The following is a 16,923-nucleotide window of genomic DNA, read 5'->3' as shown; positions in this document are numbered from 1 at the left end:
GCGAGCATTGGAAACGGTGAAGTCACTTCAAGGTCAAGCATGTCACAGCATGAATCTGCGCGCTGGCGCATCGGCGAGGCGGCCAAGCGTTCCGGCGTGGCCGCCGCCAACATCCGCTACTACGAGAAGGAAAGGCTGCTCAGTGCAGGCGTGCGCGAGAACAACCAGTACCGGCTGTACAGCGACAGCGATGTGCACCGGCTGCGCTTCATCCGCCTGTGCCGCGCCATGGACATGTCGCTGGACGAGGTCCGCACCCTGCTGGCGCTGGACGGCGCCAGCAAGGCCGACTGCGTGGCCGCCAACGAAACCCTGGATGCGCATCTGGGCCATGTGCGCGAGCGCCTGGCCGAGCTGCGCGCGCTGGAGCATGAGCTGATGCAGCTGCGCAGCCAGTGCGACGGGTCGGACAGCTACTGCCATCTGATCGAGGCCCTGCACGCCCAGGCCGACGAACCGCTGGCACCCGCCCTGGGCAGCTCCGGCGCCAAACGCCATGTGTAGCGCCGTCCGCAGCTGCCTGTCTTGCGCCGGCGTCCGACGGACCGTCCCGGTACGGCTCGCTATCATCGCCCGATGAGCCTCAGCCACGCAGCCCTGTCCCTTCCCGACCGCATCTGGGCGGCGCTGCGCGACCATGCGCTGGCCTGGTGGCGCAGCGTCTACCTGGGCGCCGTGCTGCTGGTGCTGGCCATGTCCCCTTCCAGCTACCGGCGCGGTGCACGGCGTGCCATGGCGCACCAGATCTATGTGCAGACCGGGCCCATCCTGCTGGGTTTCACGGCGCTGGCGGCGCTGTTGTGCGCGGTGATCACGCGCATCGTCATCGTCACGGCGCTGAGCTATGGGCTGTCGCGCTATGCGCTGGAGATGGTGGTGCGTGTGCTGGTTATCGAGCTGATCCCGCTGACGGCCGCGCTGTTCGTGGCCATGCGCTGCACCATTCCCAATGGCACGCTGATTGCGCAGCTGCGCGCACGGGGCCAGCTCCAGGCCTGGCAGGAGCGCGGCTCCGATCCGCTGCGCATGGCCCTGGTGCCGCGCGCCGCCGGGGGCGTGTTCGCCTCGGTCACGCTGGCCGTGCTCAGCTGCGTGGTGGCCCTGGTCACCGTCTACCTGAGCGTCTATGGCTTCACGCTGGCGGGCCTGCCCGGCTACACGCGCATCTTCGGCCAGATCTTCACGCCGGCCGTGACCCTGGTCTTCGTGCTCAAGACCTGGTTCTTCAGCCTCACCGTGGCCATCATGCCCATGGCCTCGGGCCTGTATGCGCCGCTGCGGCGCCACCGGCTGGGCGGCGCGGCGCTGGGCGGCTTTGCGCGCATGTTTGCCGTGCTGCTGGTGATCGAGGTGATCTCGCTCATGGGCAACTATTACTGAGCACGCCCGCTGAACTCCACGAACCCCACATGCACGGCAAGGCCCGTGCCAGAACAAGGAATGCCATGACCGATACGCGGCGCCCGCCGCCAGACCCCTGGGACGGCGAGGAAATCGAGGCCCTCAAGCCCGTGGCGCACCTGCGCGCCAAGGCTGCTGGACTGCTGCTGTTCACGCTGGTGCTGATTCTTGGATCGGCCCTGTACCTGCTGTACTCGCGCGGCGTGTTCGACGCCACGCAGCGCCTGGTGCTCACGGCCGACGACTCCGAGGGCGTGAGCGTGGGCATGGACATGACCTTCTCGGGCTTTCCGATCGGGCGCGTGCGCCGCATCGAACTGGCCCAGGACGGCAATGTGCGCATCCTCATCGACGTGCCGCGAAAGGACGCGCACTGGCTGCGCGAGTCCAGCGTCTTCACCCTGGTCAAGGGGCTGGTGGGCGGCACCACCATCAAGGCCTACAGCGGCATCCTCAGCGATCCGCCGCTGCCCGACGAGGCCGTGCGCCCCGTGCTGCGTGGCGATGCCACGGCCGAGCTGCCGCAGATCATGTCCACGGCCAAGGAAGTGCTGGGCAACATCGCCCAGCTCACCGCGCCGGACTCGGCCCTGGGCGGGTCGCTGACCGAGCTGCGCGGCCTGGCCGGCCGGGCCCAGGGGCCGGGCGGCGTGCTGGGCGTGGTCATGGGCAGCGAACAGGAGGCGCGCAAGGTCACGGCCCTGCTGGACCGCGCCAATGCCACGCTGGCCCGCATGGAGCGCATGGTGGCGCGGGCCGACAGCCAGGTGTTCGACGCCGGCGGCGTCATGCCCGAGGTGCGTTCCACCGTGGTGCAGCTCAACGGCCTGCTGGCCGACACGCGCCGCACGCTGGGCAAGGTGGACGCCGTGCTGGCCGAGGCCCAGGCCGTGGGCTCCAATGCGCGCGAGGCCACGGCCGACCTGGGCGCCCTGCGCGCCGAGGTCGAGGGCAACCTGCGCCGCCTCGAAGGCGTGCTGGCCGACCTGCAGCGCAAGTGGCCGTTTGCGCACCAACCGGAGTTGAAGCTGCCATGAGTGCTGCCGCCAAGAAACTTTCTGCCGCAACCCTCCTGGCGCGCCATGCCGCCGCCGGCGCCGTGCTGACCCTGGTGCTGGCCGGCTGCAGCAGCCGCCCGCCCGCGCCGGACTGGGCGCTGAATGCCGAATCGGCTTCGCAACGCGCATCCACCGCCTACCTGGAAGGCCGCCAGCGCGTGCAGGCCATGGAATGGGACAAGGCCCGCGCCGAGGTGGCCGCTACGGGCCGCACCGACCTGGCCGCGCGTCTGGAGCTGATGCGCTGCGCGGCCCAGGTGGCCAGTCTGGAATGGGACGACTGCCCCGGCTACCAGGCGCTGGCGCTTGACGCTGCGCCGGCGGAGGCAGCCTATGCGCGGTATCTGCAAGGCAAGCCCCGGCCCGAAGACATTGCGCTATTGCCAGAATTACAGCGCCCCGTGGCACAGGCGCTGCTGGGCGGGTCTGCGTCGGCGCTGGCCGCCGTGAGCGCCATCAAGGAGCCGCTGCCCCGGCTGGTGGCAGCCGGTGCGGCCTTGCGGGCGGGTGCGGCGCAGCCGCAACTACTGGAGCTGGGTGCCGAAACCGCCTCGGCCCAGGGCTGGCGCCGCGCGGTGATGGCCTGGCTGCTGCTGCAGGCCAGGGCCCATGATCAGGCGGGCGAGGTGGACAAGGCCCAGGCCGTCAGGCGCAGGCTGTCGCTGCTGGAGAAGACGGCCAGCGGTGGGGGCACATCGGCCGGCAAATGAAAACAGCGCCAGTCCGAAAGGGATGGCGCTGGGCAGGCATTTGCAGGCGTTTGCAGGGCTTACATCGACGACAGCAGGGCGCCCGGGTCTTTTTGCAGCAAGGTGTCTGCGGCCGGGGCGGCGCTGTCCAGCCAGAAGGTGGCAACGCTGGCGGCTACGGCAAGCACGACCGTGGCGGTGAAGGCGATGAAGGGATGACGTCCGAAGGGGCTGGGTCTGCGCATGGTGGACCTCCTGTCTGGCAGCGCAGGCAGAGCATTGGGCTGGGCCTGGACTCCATTGCACACCGGATTGCGCAGCGCGGCTGTCGGACAATCGCTTTCTCTCTTGACGTTTGTAAAAAAGTACTGAGAGAAAATTTCTATCGACTTTCAAGAGGCCAAAAAAAAAGCGAGGCAGAGCCTCGCTGAAAGTTCGGGACGTAAGTCCCTGGCCCGTGCTGGCAGGCCAGGCGTCGCCTTAGAAACGGTGGCGGATACCCGCGATCAGGCTGGTGCCCGACTTCAGGTCCGTGATGCGGTCGTGCATCAGCACGGTGTACACATCGGTGCGCTTGGACAGGTAGTGGTCGTAGCCCAGGCTGGCCGTGGTGCGCGTGGAGTCCACGGCGCCGATTTCGGCCTTGGTGCGGGCCAGGGCTGCCTTGATGGTGCCGGCGCTGGTCACGGGCACGTCCAGGCCCAGCGAGTAGGTGCTGTTCTTGCGATCCAGATCCTTGACCTTGGCCTGGCCGTAGGTTGCGTACAGCTTGGCCACTTCGAAGTTGTAGGTGCCGCCCAGCATCCAGTCGGTCTTGGTGGGCATCACGGCCAGGCTCACGGGGTTGCTGATCTGGGCGCGCTCGTAGAAGGCCACCAGGCTCAGGGGGCCGCCGAAGTACATGGCGTTCACGCCGATGTTCTTCTTGCCGGAATCGCCGCCCTTTTCACCGAACTGGTAGTGGACGTTGGCCTGCAGGCCGCCGAACTTGGGCGTGGTGTAGACGACCTGGTTGCTCCAGCCGGTGTCGGACGGCGTGGTCAGGTTGGCCGAGCCCCAGGCTGTCGTGCCCACGTTGGCGTGCAGCACCAGCGGGGAGATGGTGAAGGAGTCGCCGAAGGGGTTGGTCAGGATGGTGGGCAGGAAGTTGGGCGCCATGCCGCGGCCCAGGCGCACCGTGCCGAAGCCGCCGGACAGGCCGACGTTGGCATCGCGCGAGAAGTACGGGTCACCATCGAAACGGCCAGGGCTGCCAGTGTCCACACGCATGAAGGCCGTCAGCTGGAAATCGACCTTCAGGCCGCCGCCCAGGTCTTCCTGGCCCTTCATGCCCCACCAGGAGGTGGTCATGCCGCCCGAACCCACGACACCCTTGCCGCTGGCGTCGCCAGCCATGCGCATGGAGCCGGCATAGGCGTCCACCAGGCCAGTCAGCTGGACCGAGCTTTGGGCGTGTGCAGCGCCGGCGCAGGCCAGTGCAGCGGCCAGTGCGATGAAGGAACGTTTCATGTTGAGGAGTCTTTCATTGTTGGAGAGTGGAAACGGGTGGCCAGTGCTGTGACCGGGGCAGACGATGAACCAATCGCCCGGGCTGGGCTACGTGGCAAACCTGGGACAGTGGCGTTTTCGCATCAGGGGCGGGCTGGCGTCGGCACGTCTTTGCGGCCTGTGCGCAAGGCGGTCTTGACTGGCTAAGCCGCGTATTACAACGCATCCCAGCCATTGCACCGGCCAGAAAGTGGTGTCTTTGACACAGTTATGACGAAACTTAATTTGTGTTTTGCACTCTCGCGGCTTGAACACTGCCGTGCACTGGGATGGGGCCGGGGCACCAGGGCTGTGCAGCAGGTCGTTGCAAGAGGGCTCAAAGGTCAATTCAGGGCTCCTTGTTCGTCGGTTGGGCGGTGGATCTGTGCCTGTTGCCAGGCCTTTGGCTGCAACTGATTGCAAACAGCGTGCCAGCTTGCAACCCGGCCATGGACCAGGCCTGGGCCCCATGAGCCGGGCATGTGCTTCCAGACGTGTCAGACTCGCGCCCATGTCCGAATCCACGCTGCTCGTTGCCGATGACCACCCGCTGTTCCGCGCCGCGGTGATCCATGTGCTGCGCGAGGCCCTGCCGCAGTTCGCCGTGCTGGAGGCCGCAAGCGCCGCCACGCTGGGCGCGGCGCTGCAGCAGCACCCCGAGATCGAGCTGGTGCTGCTGGACCTGGCCATGCCGGGCGCGCGTGGTTTCTCGGCGCTGCTGCATGTGCGCGGCGAGTACCCCGATGTTCCGGTGGTGGTGATTTCGTCCAACGACCATCCGCGCGTGATCCGCCGTGCGCAGCAGTTCGGTGCCGCGGGCTTCATTCCGAAGTCGGCGCCGGCCGAGGCCATAGGCACGGCCCTGCAGGAAGTGCTGGACGGCGGCAGCTGGTTCCCGCCCATGGCCGCCGAGCGCTCCGAGGCCGACGCCGCGCTGGCCGCGCGGCTGGCCCAGCTCACGCCCCAGCAGTTCCGCGTGCTGCTGTGCCTGGCCGATGGCCTGCTCAACAAACAGATCGCCCACGAGCTGGGGCTGGCCGAGAACACCGTCAAGGTGCATGTGACGGCCATTCTCAAGAAGCTGGAGTGCTACAGCCGCACGCAGGCGGCCGTGCTGGTCAAGAGCCTGGAGAACGACGGCACGGTCTGAACGCCAGGCCCTGCCGTGCCACGTCTATCGGTGGCGCAGCAGCATCTGGCTCATGAGCGCGCGCAGCGCGGGCGGGCGCACGGGCTTGGCCAGAAAGCCCCAGCCGCGCTCGGCCGCCTGGCGGCGCACCATGCCGTCGCGCTCGGCCGTGACCAGGATCACGGGCGGCGACTGGCCCCAGCGCTGGCACAGCTGCGCGTAGACATCGGGGCCGTGCAACTGGCCCAGGCGCACATCGAGCAGCACCAGCTGCGGCGCTTCGCCGGGCGCGGCCAGCGCCAGCGCCTCGGCCGGGCCACCGGCCAGCGGCACGTTGCAGCCCCAGCGCTGCAGCAGGGCGCGCATGGCGGTGCAGGACTGGGCATCGTCTTCCACGTACCAGGCGCTCATGCCCTGCAGCGGTGCGTCCTGGCCTGCCTCGCCGCAATGCGTGGCCGCGGCGATCTGCGGCACGGCTGCGGGATCGCCCAGCGGCACGCAGACCCAGAACACGCTGCCCCGGCCCAGGTGCGAGCGCAGGCCGATCTCGTGGCCCAGCAGGCGGCCCAGGCGCTCGACGATGGCCAGGCCCAGCCCGGCGCCACGGTCGTCGCCATGGCCTTCGTCCAGGCGGCGGAATTCCTCGAAGATCTCGTGCTGCAGGCTTTCGGGAATGCCAGGGCCCTGGTCGTGCACCTCGATGCGCAACTGCTGGCCCTGGCGCCGGCAGCCGATGACGATGCGGCCCTGGCGCGTATAGCGTATGGCGTTGGACAGGAAGTTCTGCAGGATGCGGCGCAGCAGCGCCTCGTCGCTGCGCACCACGCAGCGCGTGTCCACTGCGCTCAGGCGCAGGCCCCGGCTTTCGGCCAGGATGCCGAAGTTGTGGCGCATGACCTGCAGCAGCGGGCCCAGCGCGAAGTCGCGCACGCGCACCTCCAGCTGGCCCGATTCCATGCGCGAGATGTCCAGCAGGCTGCCCAGGATGGCGTCCTGCGCGGCCAGGGCGCCGTCGATGCTGTCGGCCACATGGCGGCCCGCGTCGTCATGCAGATGGCTGCGCAGCAGGGAGCTGAACATGCGCGCGGCGTTCAGCGGCTGCAGCAGGTCGTGCACGGCGGCGGCCACGAAGCGGGTCTTGTAGCGGTTGGCCTGCTCGGCCTCGCGCTTGGCTTCGGCCAGGTCGCGCGTGCGCTCGGCAATGCGCTGCTCCAGCGCATCGGCCAGCGAGCGCAGTTCGCGCGCGGCGTTCTTGTAGCTGGTGATGTCGGCGTAGCTGGTGACGAAGCCGCCATCGGGCAGCGGGTTGCCACGGATCTCCAGCACCGTGCCGTCGTCCTTGGTGCTTTCACGCAGGTGCGGGCTGCCGCTGCGCAGATGCTGCAGCCGCCGGTGGATGGCCTCCTCGATGGGGCCGAGCCCCAGCAGGCCGCGCCGGGCGTTGTAGCGGAACAGGTTCTCTATGGGCTGGCCCGTGCGCAGCAGTTCGGAGGGAAACCGGAACAGCTCCACGTAGCGCGAGTTCCAGGCCACCAGGTTGAGGTCGGCATCGATCACCACCACGCCCTGGGGCAGGTGCTCCAGGCTGCGGCTCAGGCCCGTGTCGGCCTGGCGCGCGGCCTGGACGATGCCGTCCTGGGCCGTGCGCAGCTCCTGGGCATGCTGGCGCAGCACGGTCTCCAGCTCCAGGCGGCTGCGCAGGCGCAGCGCGGCCAGCCGCCTGCGCTGGCGCACGAACAGCACCAGCAGGCCCAGGGCCAGCCAGCCGCCCGCAGCGGCCGCCGCCGCCCAGCGGCTGGCCACGGTGCTGGCCTGCGTGTCGTGCAGCAGGTGCAACTGCCAGTCGCTGCCGGGCAGGGGCAGGGTCTGCCACAGCGTGGTGCCGGGCAGGGCGGGCTCCTGCATCTGCACCAGGCGGCTGCCTTGCTCCAGGCCCTGGCGCACCCGGTAGCGCATGGGGTGCAACTCCTGGTCTATGTACTGGCGCGTGGCGGCCAGGTCCGCCTCGTCGGCGGGGCTCAGGGGTGACAGCAGGCGGTAGCGCCAGTCGGGCTGGCTGGCCAGGAAGACCACGCCGTGCTCGTCCGAGGCCATGACCACGTCGGGCGTCTGCAGCCATTCGCGCTCCAGCTCCAGCAGCGCGATCTTGATCACCACCAGGCCCGCGACGGCGTTCTGTTCGTCCAGGATGGCCTGCGACAGGAAGTAGCCCGGCAGGCCCGTGGTCAGGCCGATGCCGTAGAAGCGCCCGCTGCCGCGCGACAGCGCCTGCTGCACATAGGGCCTGAAGCTGTAGTCCACGCCCACGTTGCTGCGCGTCTCGCGCCAGTTGCTGGCAGCCAGGGCCGTGCCGTGGCGGTCGATCAGGGTCAGCGTGGACGACTGGCTGGCGCCGTTGGCCTGCTCCAGCTTGCGGTTCAGGGCATCGACCTCGGCGGGAGACAGCGGGTGGGTGAGGGCGGCGCGCAGCTGCGCGTCCAGCGCCAGCACTTCGGGCAGGGTGCGGTAGCGGTCTATGCGCTGGCCCAGGGCCTGGGCGTAGAGGCTGAGCTGGCGCTGCACGCTTTCGGCCTCGCCGCGCAGGGCGCGGTGGTAGACCAGCTCACCGGCCAGCAGCATGCAGGCGAGCATGCCGCCGAACAGCAGCAGCAGGGTCCAGAAGGAGCGGCGTGAAGGGCGGCGAACGGGTTGGGGCATGGTGGTCTGGACCCGATTGGGCGCCAGCTTGGAGCCTTCCAGGGGCGGGAAGGAGTTGGGGATTACCCTGATTCTGCGTGCATTCTCCCTGGGAGCGCACCGGCGCCTAATACCAATAGGTTATCGGCGCCGGAGCACGCCAGCGGTACAAACTGGACCTCGCCGCACCTTGGTGGTGCGCCCACCCCCACACAGTCCCGCCGGAGCCGCACCATGCATGCCGTCCCCACCCACGCCGCCAGCCCCGAGCGGCTGCCTTTCTACCGCCAGCTGTATTTCCAGGTGGTGGTCGCCATCGTGGCAGGCGTGCTGCTCGGCCACTTCGAGCCCCAGTATGCCGAGCAGTTCAAGCCGCTGGGCGATGCCTTCATCAAGCTGGTGAAGATGATCATCGCGCCGGTGATCTTCCTGACCATCGTCACCGGCATTGCGGGCATGACGCACCTGCGCACCGTGGGCCGCGTGTTCCTCAAGGCCATGGCCTACTTCCTGTTCTTCTCCACGCTGGCCCTGGTGGTCGGCATGGTGGTGGCGCACGTGGTGCAGCCCGGCGCGGGCATGAACATCAACCCGGCCGACCTGGACCAGGCCGCCGTCAAGGGCTATGTGGCCAAGTCGCACGAGCTGACGCTCACCGGCTTTGCCATGGACATCATCCCCAAGACGCTGGTCAGCCCCTTCGTGGGCGACAACATCCTGCAGGTGCTGTTCGTGGCCGTGCTGTTCGGCATCTCGCTGGCCATGGTCGGTGATGCGGGCAAGCCCGTGCTCAACTTCCTGGAGGCGCTGACGGCCCCCGTGTTCAAGCTGGTGGGCATCCTGATGAAGGCCGCGCCGCTGGGAGCCTTTGGCGCCATCGCCTTCACCATCGGCAAGTTCGGCCTGGGTTCGCTGGTGAACCTGGCCTGGCTGGTGGGCTCGTTCTACATCACCTCGCTGCTCTTCGTGGTCGTGGTGCTGGGCTTCGTGGCGCGGCTGTGCGGCTTCTCGGTGCTCAAGCTGGCGCGCTACCTGAAGGCGGAACTGCTGCTGGTGCTGGGCACCTCGTCCTCGGAATCGGCCCTGCCTTCGCTGATGCAGAAGATGGAGCGCGCCGGCTGCGGCAAGTCCGTCGTGGGCCTGGTCGTGCCCACGGGCTATTCGTTCAACCTGGACGGCACCAACATCTACATGACGCTGGCCGCGCTGTTCATCGCCCAGGCCACCAACACCCACCTGACCCTGGGCCATGAGATCGCGCTGCTGCTGGTGGCCATGCTCAGCTCCAAGGGCGCTGCCGGCGTGACCGGCGCAGGCTTCATCACCCTGGCCGCCACGCTGGCCGTGGTGCCCGAAGTGCCGGTGGCCGGCATGGCCCTGATCCTGGGCGTGGACCGCTTCATGAGCGAGTGCCGCTCGCTGACCAACTTCATGGGCAACGCCGTGGCCACCGTGGTGGTCTCGCGCTGGGAAAACGAGCTGGACTACACCAAGCTCAATGCCGCCCTGGATGGTGCTCCCGCCATGGAGGTGACCCCGGCAGGAACAGCGGTACCTGCCGCTGTCGGCAAGGTTTCCTGATCCATACCGCGGCGACGCATGTTGCGCGGCCCCTGAAAGCGACAACCCTCAGCCCAGCCAGGTCAAGCCTGGCTGGACTGCTGCTTTTTAAGGCGGCTGCCGCGCCGCTTGGCTGTATTCTTGGTGCTTCGCTTCACGCAGCCTTGCGGCCGTTCCCACCATGCATTTGTCCAGACGCGAATTCCTCGGCGCCGGCGCGGCCGCCGCCTGTGCCTCGCTGGTCGGTTGCGCGGCCTCGGCGCCCGTGTCGGGCAGTTTTCTGCAGCCGTGGCGCAGCCATCTGGAGATGCCGCGCGACCAATGGCGCCAGCGCCTGGCCGCCACCCAGGCGCTGGGCTGCCGGGAGCTGTTCGTGCAATGGAGCGGCCTGCTGGGCGATTCCGAGGCGGACAGCTGGATGCTGGCCGACGCGCAGATCGCCGACCTGCTGGACATCTGCACCGAACTGGGCATGGGCGTGCACCTGGGCCTGCCCTATGACGAGCGCTGGTGGAAGCAGATCAGCCTTTCCAACGCCGCGGGCCCCGCGCCCTACCTGGCGCATATCGCCGAGCAGGGCGCCAGCCATATGTACGCCAGCACCTGGCCGCGCCACGCGGCGTTTCGCGGCTGGTACATCCCCTACGAGCTGGAGCAATACCACTGGGCCGCGCCCGAGCGCGTCGAGCTGCTGGTGAGCGCACTGCAGCCACTGGCGCAGGCGGCAGCGGCCACGTCCGGCCAGGTGCCCGGCATCTCCACCTATTTCAGCCAGCTGCAGACACTGGGCAGCCTGCCCACGCTGTGGAGCATCCTGCTGGACCGGGTGTCCCTGCGCCCCATGGTGCAGGACGGCGTGGGCGTGGCGGGGCTGCGCAACTACGAGGCGCTGGCACCGCTGCAGCAGATGCTGCTGGAGCGCAGGGCGCCGTTCGACCTCATCGTGGAACTGTTCGAGCAACTGCCGCCCACGCGGCCCGATGGTTCGGACTTCCAGGCGCGCACGGCCAGTTTCGAGCGCGTGCGCCGCCAGTGGGACGTGGCCCGCGACTACGGCGCCCAGCGCGTCGTCGCCTTCGCCATCGACCCCTGGGTGCTGAACGACACGCCGGAGGCCCGGCAACTGCTGCGCGAGTGGAAGGCCGCCGCCCGCTGAGCGCGGTGGCTGCCGGGTCAGAAGCGCTTGCCGATGATCTCTCTGAGGATTTCGCTGCTTCCGCCGAAGATCCGCAGCGCCCGTGCATCGGCCCAGGCGCGGCCAATGCCGTATTCGGCCATGTAGCCGTAGCCGCCGTGCAGTTGCAGCAGCTCGTCCAGCACCTGGCCCTGCAGCTCGGTGGCGTTGAGCTTGGCCATGGCAGCGGTGACGGAGTCCAGTGAGCCTTCCATGTGCTGGGCCAGGCAGTCGTCCAGGAAGACGCGCAGCATGGTGGTCTTGGCCAGGGCATCGGCGAACTTGAAGCGGGTGTTCTGGTAGTCAAGCACGCGGCGCCCGAAGACCTTGCGGTTGCGCACGAACTCGGCGGCCTCGTCCAGCATGCCTTCGGTGGAGGCTGCCGCGCGCAGCGCGATCGCCAGCCGCTCCTGCGCCAGCTCCTGCGTCACATGCTCGAAGGCGGCGTTCTCGCGGCCCAGCAGGTGGTCGGCCGGTAGGTGCAGCTCGTCGAAGAACAGCTCGCAGGTGTCCTGGCTGTGCTGGCCTATCTTGCGCAGGGCGGCACCCTTGCCCAGGCCCTTCATGCCTTCTTCCACCACGAACAGCGACAGGCCGCGCGCGCCCAGGTCGGGCTCGGTGCTGGCCAGAACCACCATCAGGCCGGCGTTGACGCCATTGGTGATGAAGGTTTTCTGGCCGTTGAGCACGTAGCCGTCACCTTCACTGTCGCTCTTGCGGCGGGCGCGCGTGCGCACGGCCTTGAGGTCGCTGCCCGCGCCGGGCTCGGTCAGGGCGATGGCGCCGATCAGCTCGCCCGTGGCCATGCGCGGCAGCCAGCGGTCCTTCTGCACTTGCGTGCCGAAGTTCCAGAGATAGGGCGCCACCATGTCGGAATGGATGGAAAAGCCGATGCCCAGGCAGTTGGCGCGCGCCAGCGCCTCGATGACCACGGCCGCGTGGCCGAAGTCGCCGCCCTGGCCGTAGGGCGGGGGCAGGTCGCAGTTGAGCAGGCCGCTGTCGCCCGCCTTGCGCCAGAGGGCGCGCGGCGTGATGCCCTCGGCCTCCCAGTCATTGATGTGGGGCAGGATCTCGGTGGCCACGAATCGGTCCACCTGTTCCTTGAACAGCAGGTGGTCTTCACGCAATACGGAGCGGGTGCGCATGTCTGTGTCGGTCTCCTTGGGCTGGGTCAGGGACGATAGGTGTCGGTGGCGCTGGCCTGGCCGCGCAGCACGGGTGCGGCGGCCGTACCCGTCATGAACAGGCTGTAGTGGTCGCCCGGCTGCAGCTGGGGCAGCGCCAGCGGCGCGCTGGCCGCAGTGGCGCAGGTGGCGGCGAGCTGGGCGCTGACCGGGTTGATGGAGCGGCTGGCCGACTTGGCGTGCGCCACGCCCGTGAACAGCGGCGTGCCCGTGCCGGCGATCTTGAGCCCGCCTTCGGTGCAATCGTCGATCAGGTTGTAGAAGCGCAGCTCGGCCTTGAGCGCGTCCTGGCTTCCGCCGGAGTCGTCGATGGACGTGAAGCGCGTGGCCGCGTTCTTGCCCTGGCGCTGCGGCACCAAGGTGGTGAAGCTGCCCGGCGCCACCTTCATGCTGCCGGCGCTCTTGCCGTCCAGCTGAATGGCAAAGGGCGTGTCGCCCTTGACGATGGCGTAGCTGCTGGCCGGCTTGCTGCCGGACAGCGTCTGCTCGGGGCCGTCGCCTATCTTCACGCGCAGGCTGCCCGCGTCGGGGTGGACCACGCGCACGAAGGACGAGCCTGCTGGCGGGCGCGCCGCATAGAGCTGGGCCAGCGTGCCTTCGGCATGCGCGGCAGGCAGGCAGGAGAGCCCGGCCAGGCCGGCCAGGGCGAGCGCGACGGTACGCATCACGGGGGAAAAAACGGAGGTCATGCCTGCGGGTCCTTGGTTTCCTTGGCGGGGCGCATGCGTGCATCAAGGTACATGCGCTCCAGTTGCTTGCGGTCGGCCTTGTCAGTCTGCGTCAGCGGAAAGCCGTGGCAGGCCAGCAGTTCCGACGGAATCATGTAGGGCGGCACGCGCTGGGCCAGCAATTCGCGCCACCCGGCCAGGTCTTCGGGCAGGGGCTGCATGCCGGGCGGGCCGCTGCGGTCCAGGTCCACGAAGCCGATCATGCGCACGATGAAGCCATCGGGCCGCTTCAGCGCCACCGCCGCGCCTGCGCGCACGCCGGGCAGGGTGGCCAGCACGGCATCGACCTCGGCCAGCTCGATGCGGTAGCCGTGCATCTTGATCTGGTCGTCGCGCCGGCCGTGGAAGGTGACCAGGCCGTCGCCGTCGATCTCGCCCAGGTCGCCCGTGCGGTAGCCGCGCTTGCCGTTGCGCATGAACATGCGTGTGGCGTGCAGGTCGGGGCGGTTCAGGTAGCCGCGCATCACGTGGTCGCCGGCCACGCAGATCTCGCCTTCGTCCAGGAACACATCGGCATAGGGCTTGGCCCGGCCGATGGGAAAGGGCAGCGACGCGCGCTGGCGCAGCGCGGGGTCGATCTCCACCCAGGTGGTGGAGCAGGTGGCCTCGGTGGGGCCGTAGGAGTTGATGATGCGCGCCTGGGGAAAGCGGCTCCACAGCGCCTCGGCCACGGTGGGCGTGAGCGATTCGGCGCCGAAGACGAAGACGCGCAGGTCGGGCAGGTGCTGCTGGTCGAAGTCGGCATCCAGCAGCTGCTGGCGCACGAAGGAGGGCGTGGACGCCCAGACGTTCACATGGGTGCCCGCCAGGTAGGCGGCAAAGGCCTGGCGGTCGGCAATGGTCTCGCGCGCGCACAGCACGCAGGCGCCGCCCGTGACCAGGGCGCCCATCCAGTTGAACAGCGAAAAGTCGAAGCTGAACAGCATCTGGTCCATGAAGACCGGCGCCTCGCCCAGGGCCAGGCAGTCGCGTATCCAGCCGGCGAACAGGCCCAGGCTCTCGCGCCCGATCTGCACGCCCTTGGGATCGCCCGTGCTGCCCGAGGTGAACATGATGTAGGCCAGCGATTTTTCCTGCAGCGGCTGCGCGGCGATGCCGGTGTCAAGGAAGCTGCGGGCCTGCGCGTCGTAGTGCAGGCCGGCCTGCACCAGCGTGGCGATGCGCGCCATGCGCTCGGGCGGGTTGATCACGTCCACCGGCACGAAGGGCACGCCCAGGCGCAGGCAGCCGAGGATGGCCACGAGGAACGCGGTCTCCTTGTGCCCCGTGATCAGCAGCGGCTCGTCGCGCCGCGCGCCGCGTGCCAGCGCCTGCTGCTCCCATTGCGCCACGGCCTGGGCCAGTTGCTGCCAGTCCAGCGTGCCGGCGGCATCGATCACGGCGGGCCGCGCGGTGTCGGCGCCGGGCTCGGTGAAGTCGAAGCGGTCAAAACTGAATCGCATGCGGGCTCCTTGTTGCGCAGGGACAAAGGGACAGGGCGGCGGCGTGCAGGCGCTGCATCAGGCCTTGCGCTGCTCGGCCACGTACTGCGCCAGCGTGTGCACGGATTCCAGGTGCAGGTCGATCTCCGATGGCGGTATCTTGACGCCGAATTCCTTTTCGATGGCCAGTGCCACGTCCACGGCGGACAGCGAGTCCACCAGGCCCGATTCGAGCAGCAGCGTATCGGGCTCGACCGAGGTCAGGATGATGGCGCCGATGATCTGGGCAATCTTGGTTTCGATGTCATTCAGGGACATGGTTTTTCTCCAACAGGTGTTTCAGAACTGGAAATACAGGAAGCGGGTTTCCTTGTGCAGGTTGACCAGGCACAGGAAGAGCAGGACCAGGGTCACGGCCGTCCAGCCTGCGCTGGGGCGCCAGCGCATCCAGGCCCGGGGCGCTTCCTGCACCTTGAACATGGCGGGCGAGAAGCGGCCCAGGATCTGGTGGGCATTGGGTGTGAACCAGGCAATGGCCAGCAGCAGCAGCACCAGGGCCAGCTGCATGTGGTGGCCTATGGCCAGGCGTATGGCATCGCCCAGTGCCAGGCCCTGGACGTGGGACAGCGACTCCAGCGCCTCCACGCCGCGCAGGCCGGCCATGCCCTTGAGCAGCAGCATGGCGTCGCCCACGCCATGGGCGCGGAAGAAGGTCTGGGCGATGAGCACGGCGATGAAGGTGATGACAACGCACAGCGCCTGCACGCCCCGGCCCGACTTGCGTGCGGCGGCCGGCTTGCGGCTGACCACGAAGATGCGCCAGGCATGGTTGACCGACAGGTAGAAGGCATGCAGCAGGCCGAAGATCACGTACTGCAGGCCGGCGCCGTGCCAGATGCCCGCCAGCCCCATGGTGAACAGCGTGGGCACGACGATGGTGGCCGCAAAGCCGCCGGGCGTGCGCGCGGCGCTGGAGCCCACGGACAGGCCGCGCTTTTCGCGTGCGCGCGAGATGGCCATGGCCACTGGGTAGTACAGGTAGGCCGTGAGGTAGCGCGTCAGCGTCATGTGCCAGCGTGCCCAGAAGTCGATGATGCTGCCGGCCTTGTAGGGCGAGTTGAAGTTCAGCGGGAAACGGATGCCGAACATGCGCGCCAGGCCCAGCGCCATGTCCGAGTAGCCCGAGAAGTCGAAGTACAGCTGCAGCGCGTAGCTGAGGCTGGCGCCCCAGGCGGCCCAGAACTGCAGCTCGCCGGGCGCCGCGAAGCCCGCGTCTGCATAGGGCGCGATCTCGTCGGCCAGCAGCACTTTCTTGGCCAGGCCGATCACGAACAGCGTGCCGCCGATGGACAGGTTGTCCGCGCGGAACCGGTAGTTATCCGGCTGCGCGAACTGCGGCATCATTTCCTTGTGATGCAGGATGGGCCCCGCGATCAGGTGCGGGAAGAAGGTCACGAACAGCACGTAGCTGAGCAGGCTGCGTTCCTTGACGATGCCCGAGCGGCAGTCCAGCAGGTAGCCGATCTGGGTGAAGGTGAAGAACGAGATGCCCAGCGGCAGGATGAGCTCGTGCATGCCGCCCTGCGTCAGCCCCCATTCGCCCAGGAAGTTGAACAGCGTGGCGAAGTACTTGTAGTGGAACAGCGCCGCCAGGTCGGCGCCCACGCCCAGGGCGGTGACCAGCCCCTGCAGCCGCGCGCGGCCCGCAAAGCGTAGGATCAGCAGGCTCACCACGTAGTTGAAGGCGATGGACAGCGCCAGCAGGGCGACGAACTGCGGGTTCCACCAGCCGTAGAAGACAAAGGACGTCAGGCACAGCCAGAACGCGGCCAGCCGCAGGCTGATGGCCCCGGCCAGGTAGTGGCCCGCCAGCGCGATGGGCAGGAACAGCAGCAGGAAAAGATAGGAATTGAACAGCATGTAGCGGGCGGGGTCACGCAGGCGGGGAGGCGGCGTCCATCTCCTTGAGCGCCGCTTTTTCATCGTCCGTCAGGGGCAGGGACAAGGTGTTTTCCGAGAACTCCCAGATCACCAGCCGCAGGCTGGCCGGCCAGGAGGCGCGGCGCTTGAGCGCGGCCACCATGGCGCCGCTGAACTGGCCGCCATCCATGCTGAGGTTCCAGACTTCCTGGCCCAGCGCGCGGCCGAGCTGCGGCGCGAAATTGCTGCGCAGCCCGTTGGAGCTGCCGGCCAGCAGCACCTGCACGGGTGGCGTCTCGTCCAGCAGGCCGCCGCCGCGCACGGGGGCAATGGTCTGCGGGCGCACCTGGTCGCGCCGTGGGCGCCAGCCGGCCGGGGCATCGGCCAGGCCGGCCAGGGCCAGCAGGTCGCCGGGCAGCGGCTGCAGCGGCCCGGGCGCGGATTCCTCGAAGGCCT

The 16,923-nt window shown here is 68.5% G+C and carries 15 protein-coding genes and 1 pseudogene; 7 read left to right on the top strand and 9 right to left on the bottom strand.

All coding sequences use genetic code 11. The features are described from left to right. Nucleotides 1-39 precede the first annotated feature (39 nt). The 4 genes from ACM14_RS11975 to ACM14_RS11960 all read left to right on the top strand — a co-directional run bounded on the left by ACM14_RS11975 (nucleotide 40) and on the right by ACM14_RS11960 (nucleotide 3,169). Entirely contained in the window at nucleotides 40-504 is a 465-nt protein-coding gene (locus tag ACM14_RS11975; protein WP_065346260.1) for a MerR family transcriptional regulator, read from the top strand. A gap of 72 nt (nucleotides 505-576) precedes the next feature. Next, the gene (locus tag ACM14_RS11970) at nucleotides 577-1,380 is read left to right on the top strand and encodes an ABC transporter permease (protein ID WP_012204765.1); all 804 of its coding nucleotides are present in this window, start codon (nucleotides 577-579) and stop codon (nucleotides 1,378-1,380) included. Between the two features lie 65 nt (nucleotides 1,381-1,445). Continuing rightward, on the top strand, nucleotides 1,446-2,438 hold the full coding sequence (locus tag ACM14_RS11965; RefSeq protein ID WP_065346259.1) for an MlaD family protein: 993 nt from the start codon (nucleotides 1,446-1,448) through the stop codon (nucleotides 2,436-2,438). Continuing rightward, complete coding sequence (locus ACM14_RS11960; RefSeq protein WP_065346258.1) at nucleotides 2,435-3,169, top strand: hypothetical protein; 735 nt, start codon at nucleotides 2,435-2,437, stop codon at nucleotides 3,167-3,169. The genes ACM14_RS11965 and ACM14_RS11960 overlap by 4 nt, the downstream gene beginning before the upstream one ends. A gap of 59 nt (nucleotides 3,170-3,228) precedes the next feature. On the opposite strand, the gene ACM14_RS32050 is transcribed toward ACM14_RS11960, so the two are convergent. Next, nucleotides 3,229-3,393: a hypothetical protein gene (locus ACM14_RS32050; protein ID WP_013803086.1), complete on the bottom strand. Its 165-nt coding sequence runs from the start codon at nucleotides 3,391-3,393 to the stop codon at nucleotides 3,229-3,231. Nucleotides 3,394-3,628: 235 nt separating this feature from the next. Further along, nucleotides 3,629-4,657, bottom strand: coding sequence for a porin (locus ACM14_RS11955; protein WP_013803085.1), 1,029 nt, complete (start codon nucleotides 4,655-4,657; stop codon nucleotides 3,629-3,631). A 529-nt stretch (nucleotides 4,658-5,186) separates the two neighbouring features. On the opposite strand from ACM14_RS11955, the gene ACM14_RS11950 reads away from it, so the two are divergent. Then, nucleotides 5,187-5,825, top strand: coding sequence for a response regulator transcription factor (locus ACM14_RS11950; RefSeq protein WP_034392075.1), 639 nt, complete (start codon nucleotides 5,187-5,189; stop codon nucleotides 5,823-5,825). A gap of 24 nt (nucleotides 5,826-5,849) precedes the next feature. Here ACM14_RS11950 and ACM14_RS11945 read toward each other — a convergent pair whose 3' ends face one another. Next, nucleotides 5,850-8,501 carry a PAS-domain containing protein gene (locus tag ACM14_RS11945; protein WP_065346257.1) on the bottom strand — a complete coding sequence of 884 codons (2,652 nt, stop codon included), beginning with the start codon at nucleotides 8,499-8,501 and terminating at the stop codon, nucleotides 5,850-5,852. Nucleotides 8,502-8,714: 213 nt separating this feature from the next. On the opposite strand from ACM14_RS11945, the gene ACM14_RS11940 reads away from it, so the two are divergent. Further along, on the top strand, nucleotides 8,715-10,061 hold the full coding sequence (locus tag ACM14_RS11940; protein ID WP_063326556.1) for a dicarboxylate/amino acid:cation symporter: 1,347 nt from the start codon (nucleotides 8,715-8,717) through the stop codon (nucleotides 10,059-10,061). Nucleotides 10,062-10,221: 160 nt separating this feature from the next. Next, nucleotides 10,222-11,196 carry a DUF4434 domain-containing protein gene (locus ACM14_RS11935; RefSeq protein WP_063326555.1) on the top strand — a complete coding sequence of 325 codons (975 nt, stop codon included), beginning with the start codon at nucleotides 10,222-10,224 and terminating at the stop codon, nucleotides 11,194-11,196. 17 nt (nucleotides 11,197-11,213) lie between these two features. Here ACM14_RS11935 and ACM14_RS11930 read toward each other — a convergent pair whose 3' ends face one another. The 6 genes and pseudogenes from ACM14_RS11930 to ACM14_RS11905 all read right to left on the bottom strand — a co-directional run. Beyond that, nucleotides 11,214-12,359 (bottom strand): acyl-CoA dehydrogenase family protein, encoded by a 1,146-nt coding sequence (locus ACM14_RS11930; RefSeq protein ID WP_065346256.1) that lies wholly within the window; start codon nucleotides 12,357-12,359, stop codon nucleotides 11,214-11,216. A gap of 26 nt (nucleotides 12,360-12,385) precedes the next feature. Then, entirely contained in the window at nucleotides 12,386-13,087 is a 702-nt protein-coding gene (locus ACM14_RS11925) for an alginate O-acetyltransferase AlgF (RefSeq protein ID WP_065346255.1), read from the bottom strand. Beyond that, nucleotides 13,084-14,568, bottom strand: a complete 1,485-nt coding sequence (locus ACM14_RS11920) for an AMP-binding protein (RefSeq protein ID WP_065346254.1) — start codon at nucleotides 14,566-14,568, stop codon at nucleotides 13,084-13,086. Before ACM14_RS11920 ends, ACM14_RS11925 begins: the two co-directional genes overlap by 4 nt. Before the next feature lie 57 nt (nucleotides 14,569-14,625). Further along, complete coding sequence (locus ACM14_RS11915; RefSeq protein WP_012204786.1) at nucleotides 14,626-14,865, bottom strand: acyl carrier protein; 240 nt, start codon at nucleotides 14,863-14,865, stop codon at nucleotides 14,626-14,628. A 21-nt stretch (nucleotides 14,866-14,886) separates the two neighbouring features. Further along, nucleotides 14,887-16,467, bottom strand: a complete 1,581-nt coding sequence (locus tag ACM14_RS11910; RefSeq protein WP_065346253.1) for an MBOAT family protein — start codon at nucleotides 16,465-16,467, stop codon at nucleotides 14,887-14,889. Nucleotides 16,468-16,480: 13 nt separating this feature from the next. Next, nucleotides 16,481-16,923, bottom strand: a pseudogene (locus tag ACM14_RS11905) (cell division protein FtsQ); the annotation flags it as partial.

The sequence above is a fragment of the Delftia sp. JD2 genome (assembly GCF_001682645.1).
Classification (GTDB): domain Bacteria; phylum Pseudomonadota; class Gammaproteobacteria; order Burkholderiales; family Burkholderiaceae_C; genus Comamonas; species Comamonas acidovorans.
This window is presented reverse-complemented; position numbering and strand designations above follow the sequence as displayed.

What these genes read in the sequence shown, in the direction of transcription:
- ACM14_RS11930 (WP_065346256.1), bottom strand. Translation starts at nt 12,359, where the DNA reads ATGCGCACCCGCTCCGTATTGCGTGAAGACCACCTGCTGTTCAAGGAA.
- ACM14_RS11925 (WP_065346255.1), bottom strand. Translation starts at nt 13,087, where the DNA reads ATGACCTCCGTTTTTTCCCCCGTGATGCGTACCGTCGCGCTCGCCCTG.
- ACM14_RS11910 (WP_065346253.1), bottom strand. Translation starts at nt 16,467, where the DNA reads ATGCTGTTCAATTCCTATCTTTTCCTGCTGCTGTTCCTGCCCATCGCG.
- ACM14_RS11920 (WP_065346254.1), bottom strand. Translation starts at nt 14,568, where the DNA reads ATGCGATTCAGTTTTGACCGCTTCGACTTCACCGAGCCCGGCGCCGAC.
- ACM14_RS11915 (WP_012204786.1), bottom strand. Translation starts at nt 14,865, where the DNA reads ATGTCCCTGAATGACATCGAAACCAAGATTGCCCAGATCATCGGCGCC.
- ACM14_RS11965 (WP_065346259.1), top strand. Translation starts at nt 1,446, where the DNA reads ATGACCGATACGCGGCGCCCGCCGCCAGACCCCTGGGACGGCGAGGAA.
- ACM14_RS11935 (WP_063326555.1), top strand. Translation starts at nt 10,222, where the DNA reads ATGCATTTGTCCAGACGCGAATTCCTCGGCGCCGGCGCGGCCGCCGCC.
- ACM14_RS11955 (WP_013803085.1), bottom strand. Translation starts at nt 4,657, where the DNA reads ATGAAACGTTCCTTCATCGCACTGGCCGCTGCACTGGCCTGCGCCGGC.
- ACM14_RS11940 (WP_063326556.1), top strand. Translation starts at nt 8,715, where the DNA reads ATGCATGCCGTCCCCACCCACGCCGCCAGCCCCGAGCGGCTGCCTTTC.
- ACM14_RS11975 (WP_065346260.1), top strand. Translation starts at nt 40, where the DNA reads ATGTCACAGCATGAATCTGCGCGCTGGCGCATCGGCGAGGCGGCCAAG.
- ACM14_RS11950 (WP_034392075.1), top strand. Translation starts at nt 5,187, where the DNA reads ATGTCCGAATCCACGCTGCTCGTTGCCGATGACCACCCGCTGTTCCGC.
- ACM14_RS11945 (WP_065346257.1), bottom strand. Translation starts at nt 8,501, where the DNA reads ATGCCCCAACCCGTTCGCCGCCCTTCACGCCGCTCCTTCTGGACCCTG.
- ACM14_RS11970 (WP_012204765.1), top strand. Translation starts at nt 577, where the DNA reads ATGAGCCTCAGCCACGCAGCCCTGTCCCTTCCCGACCGCATCTGGGCG.
- ACM14_RS32050 (WP_013803086.1), bottom strand. Translation starts at nt 3,393, where the DNA reads ATGCGCAGACCCAGCCCCTTCGGACGTCATCCCTTCATCGCCTTCACC.
- ACM14_RS11960 (WP_065346258.1), top strand. Translation starts at nt 2,435, where the DNA reads ATGAGTGCTGCCGCCAAGAAACTTTCTGCCGCAACCCTCCTGGCGCGC.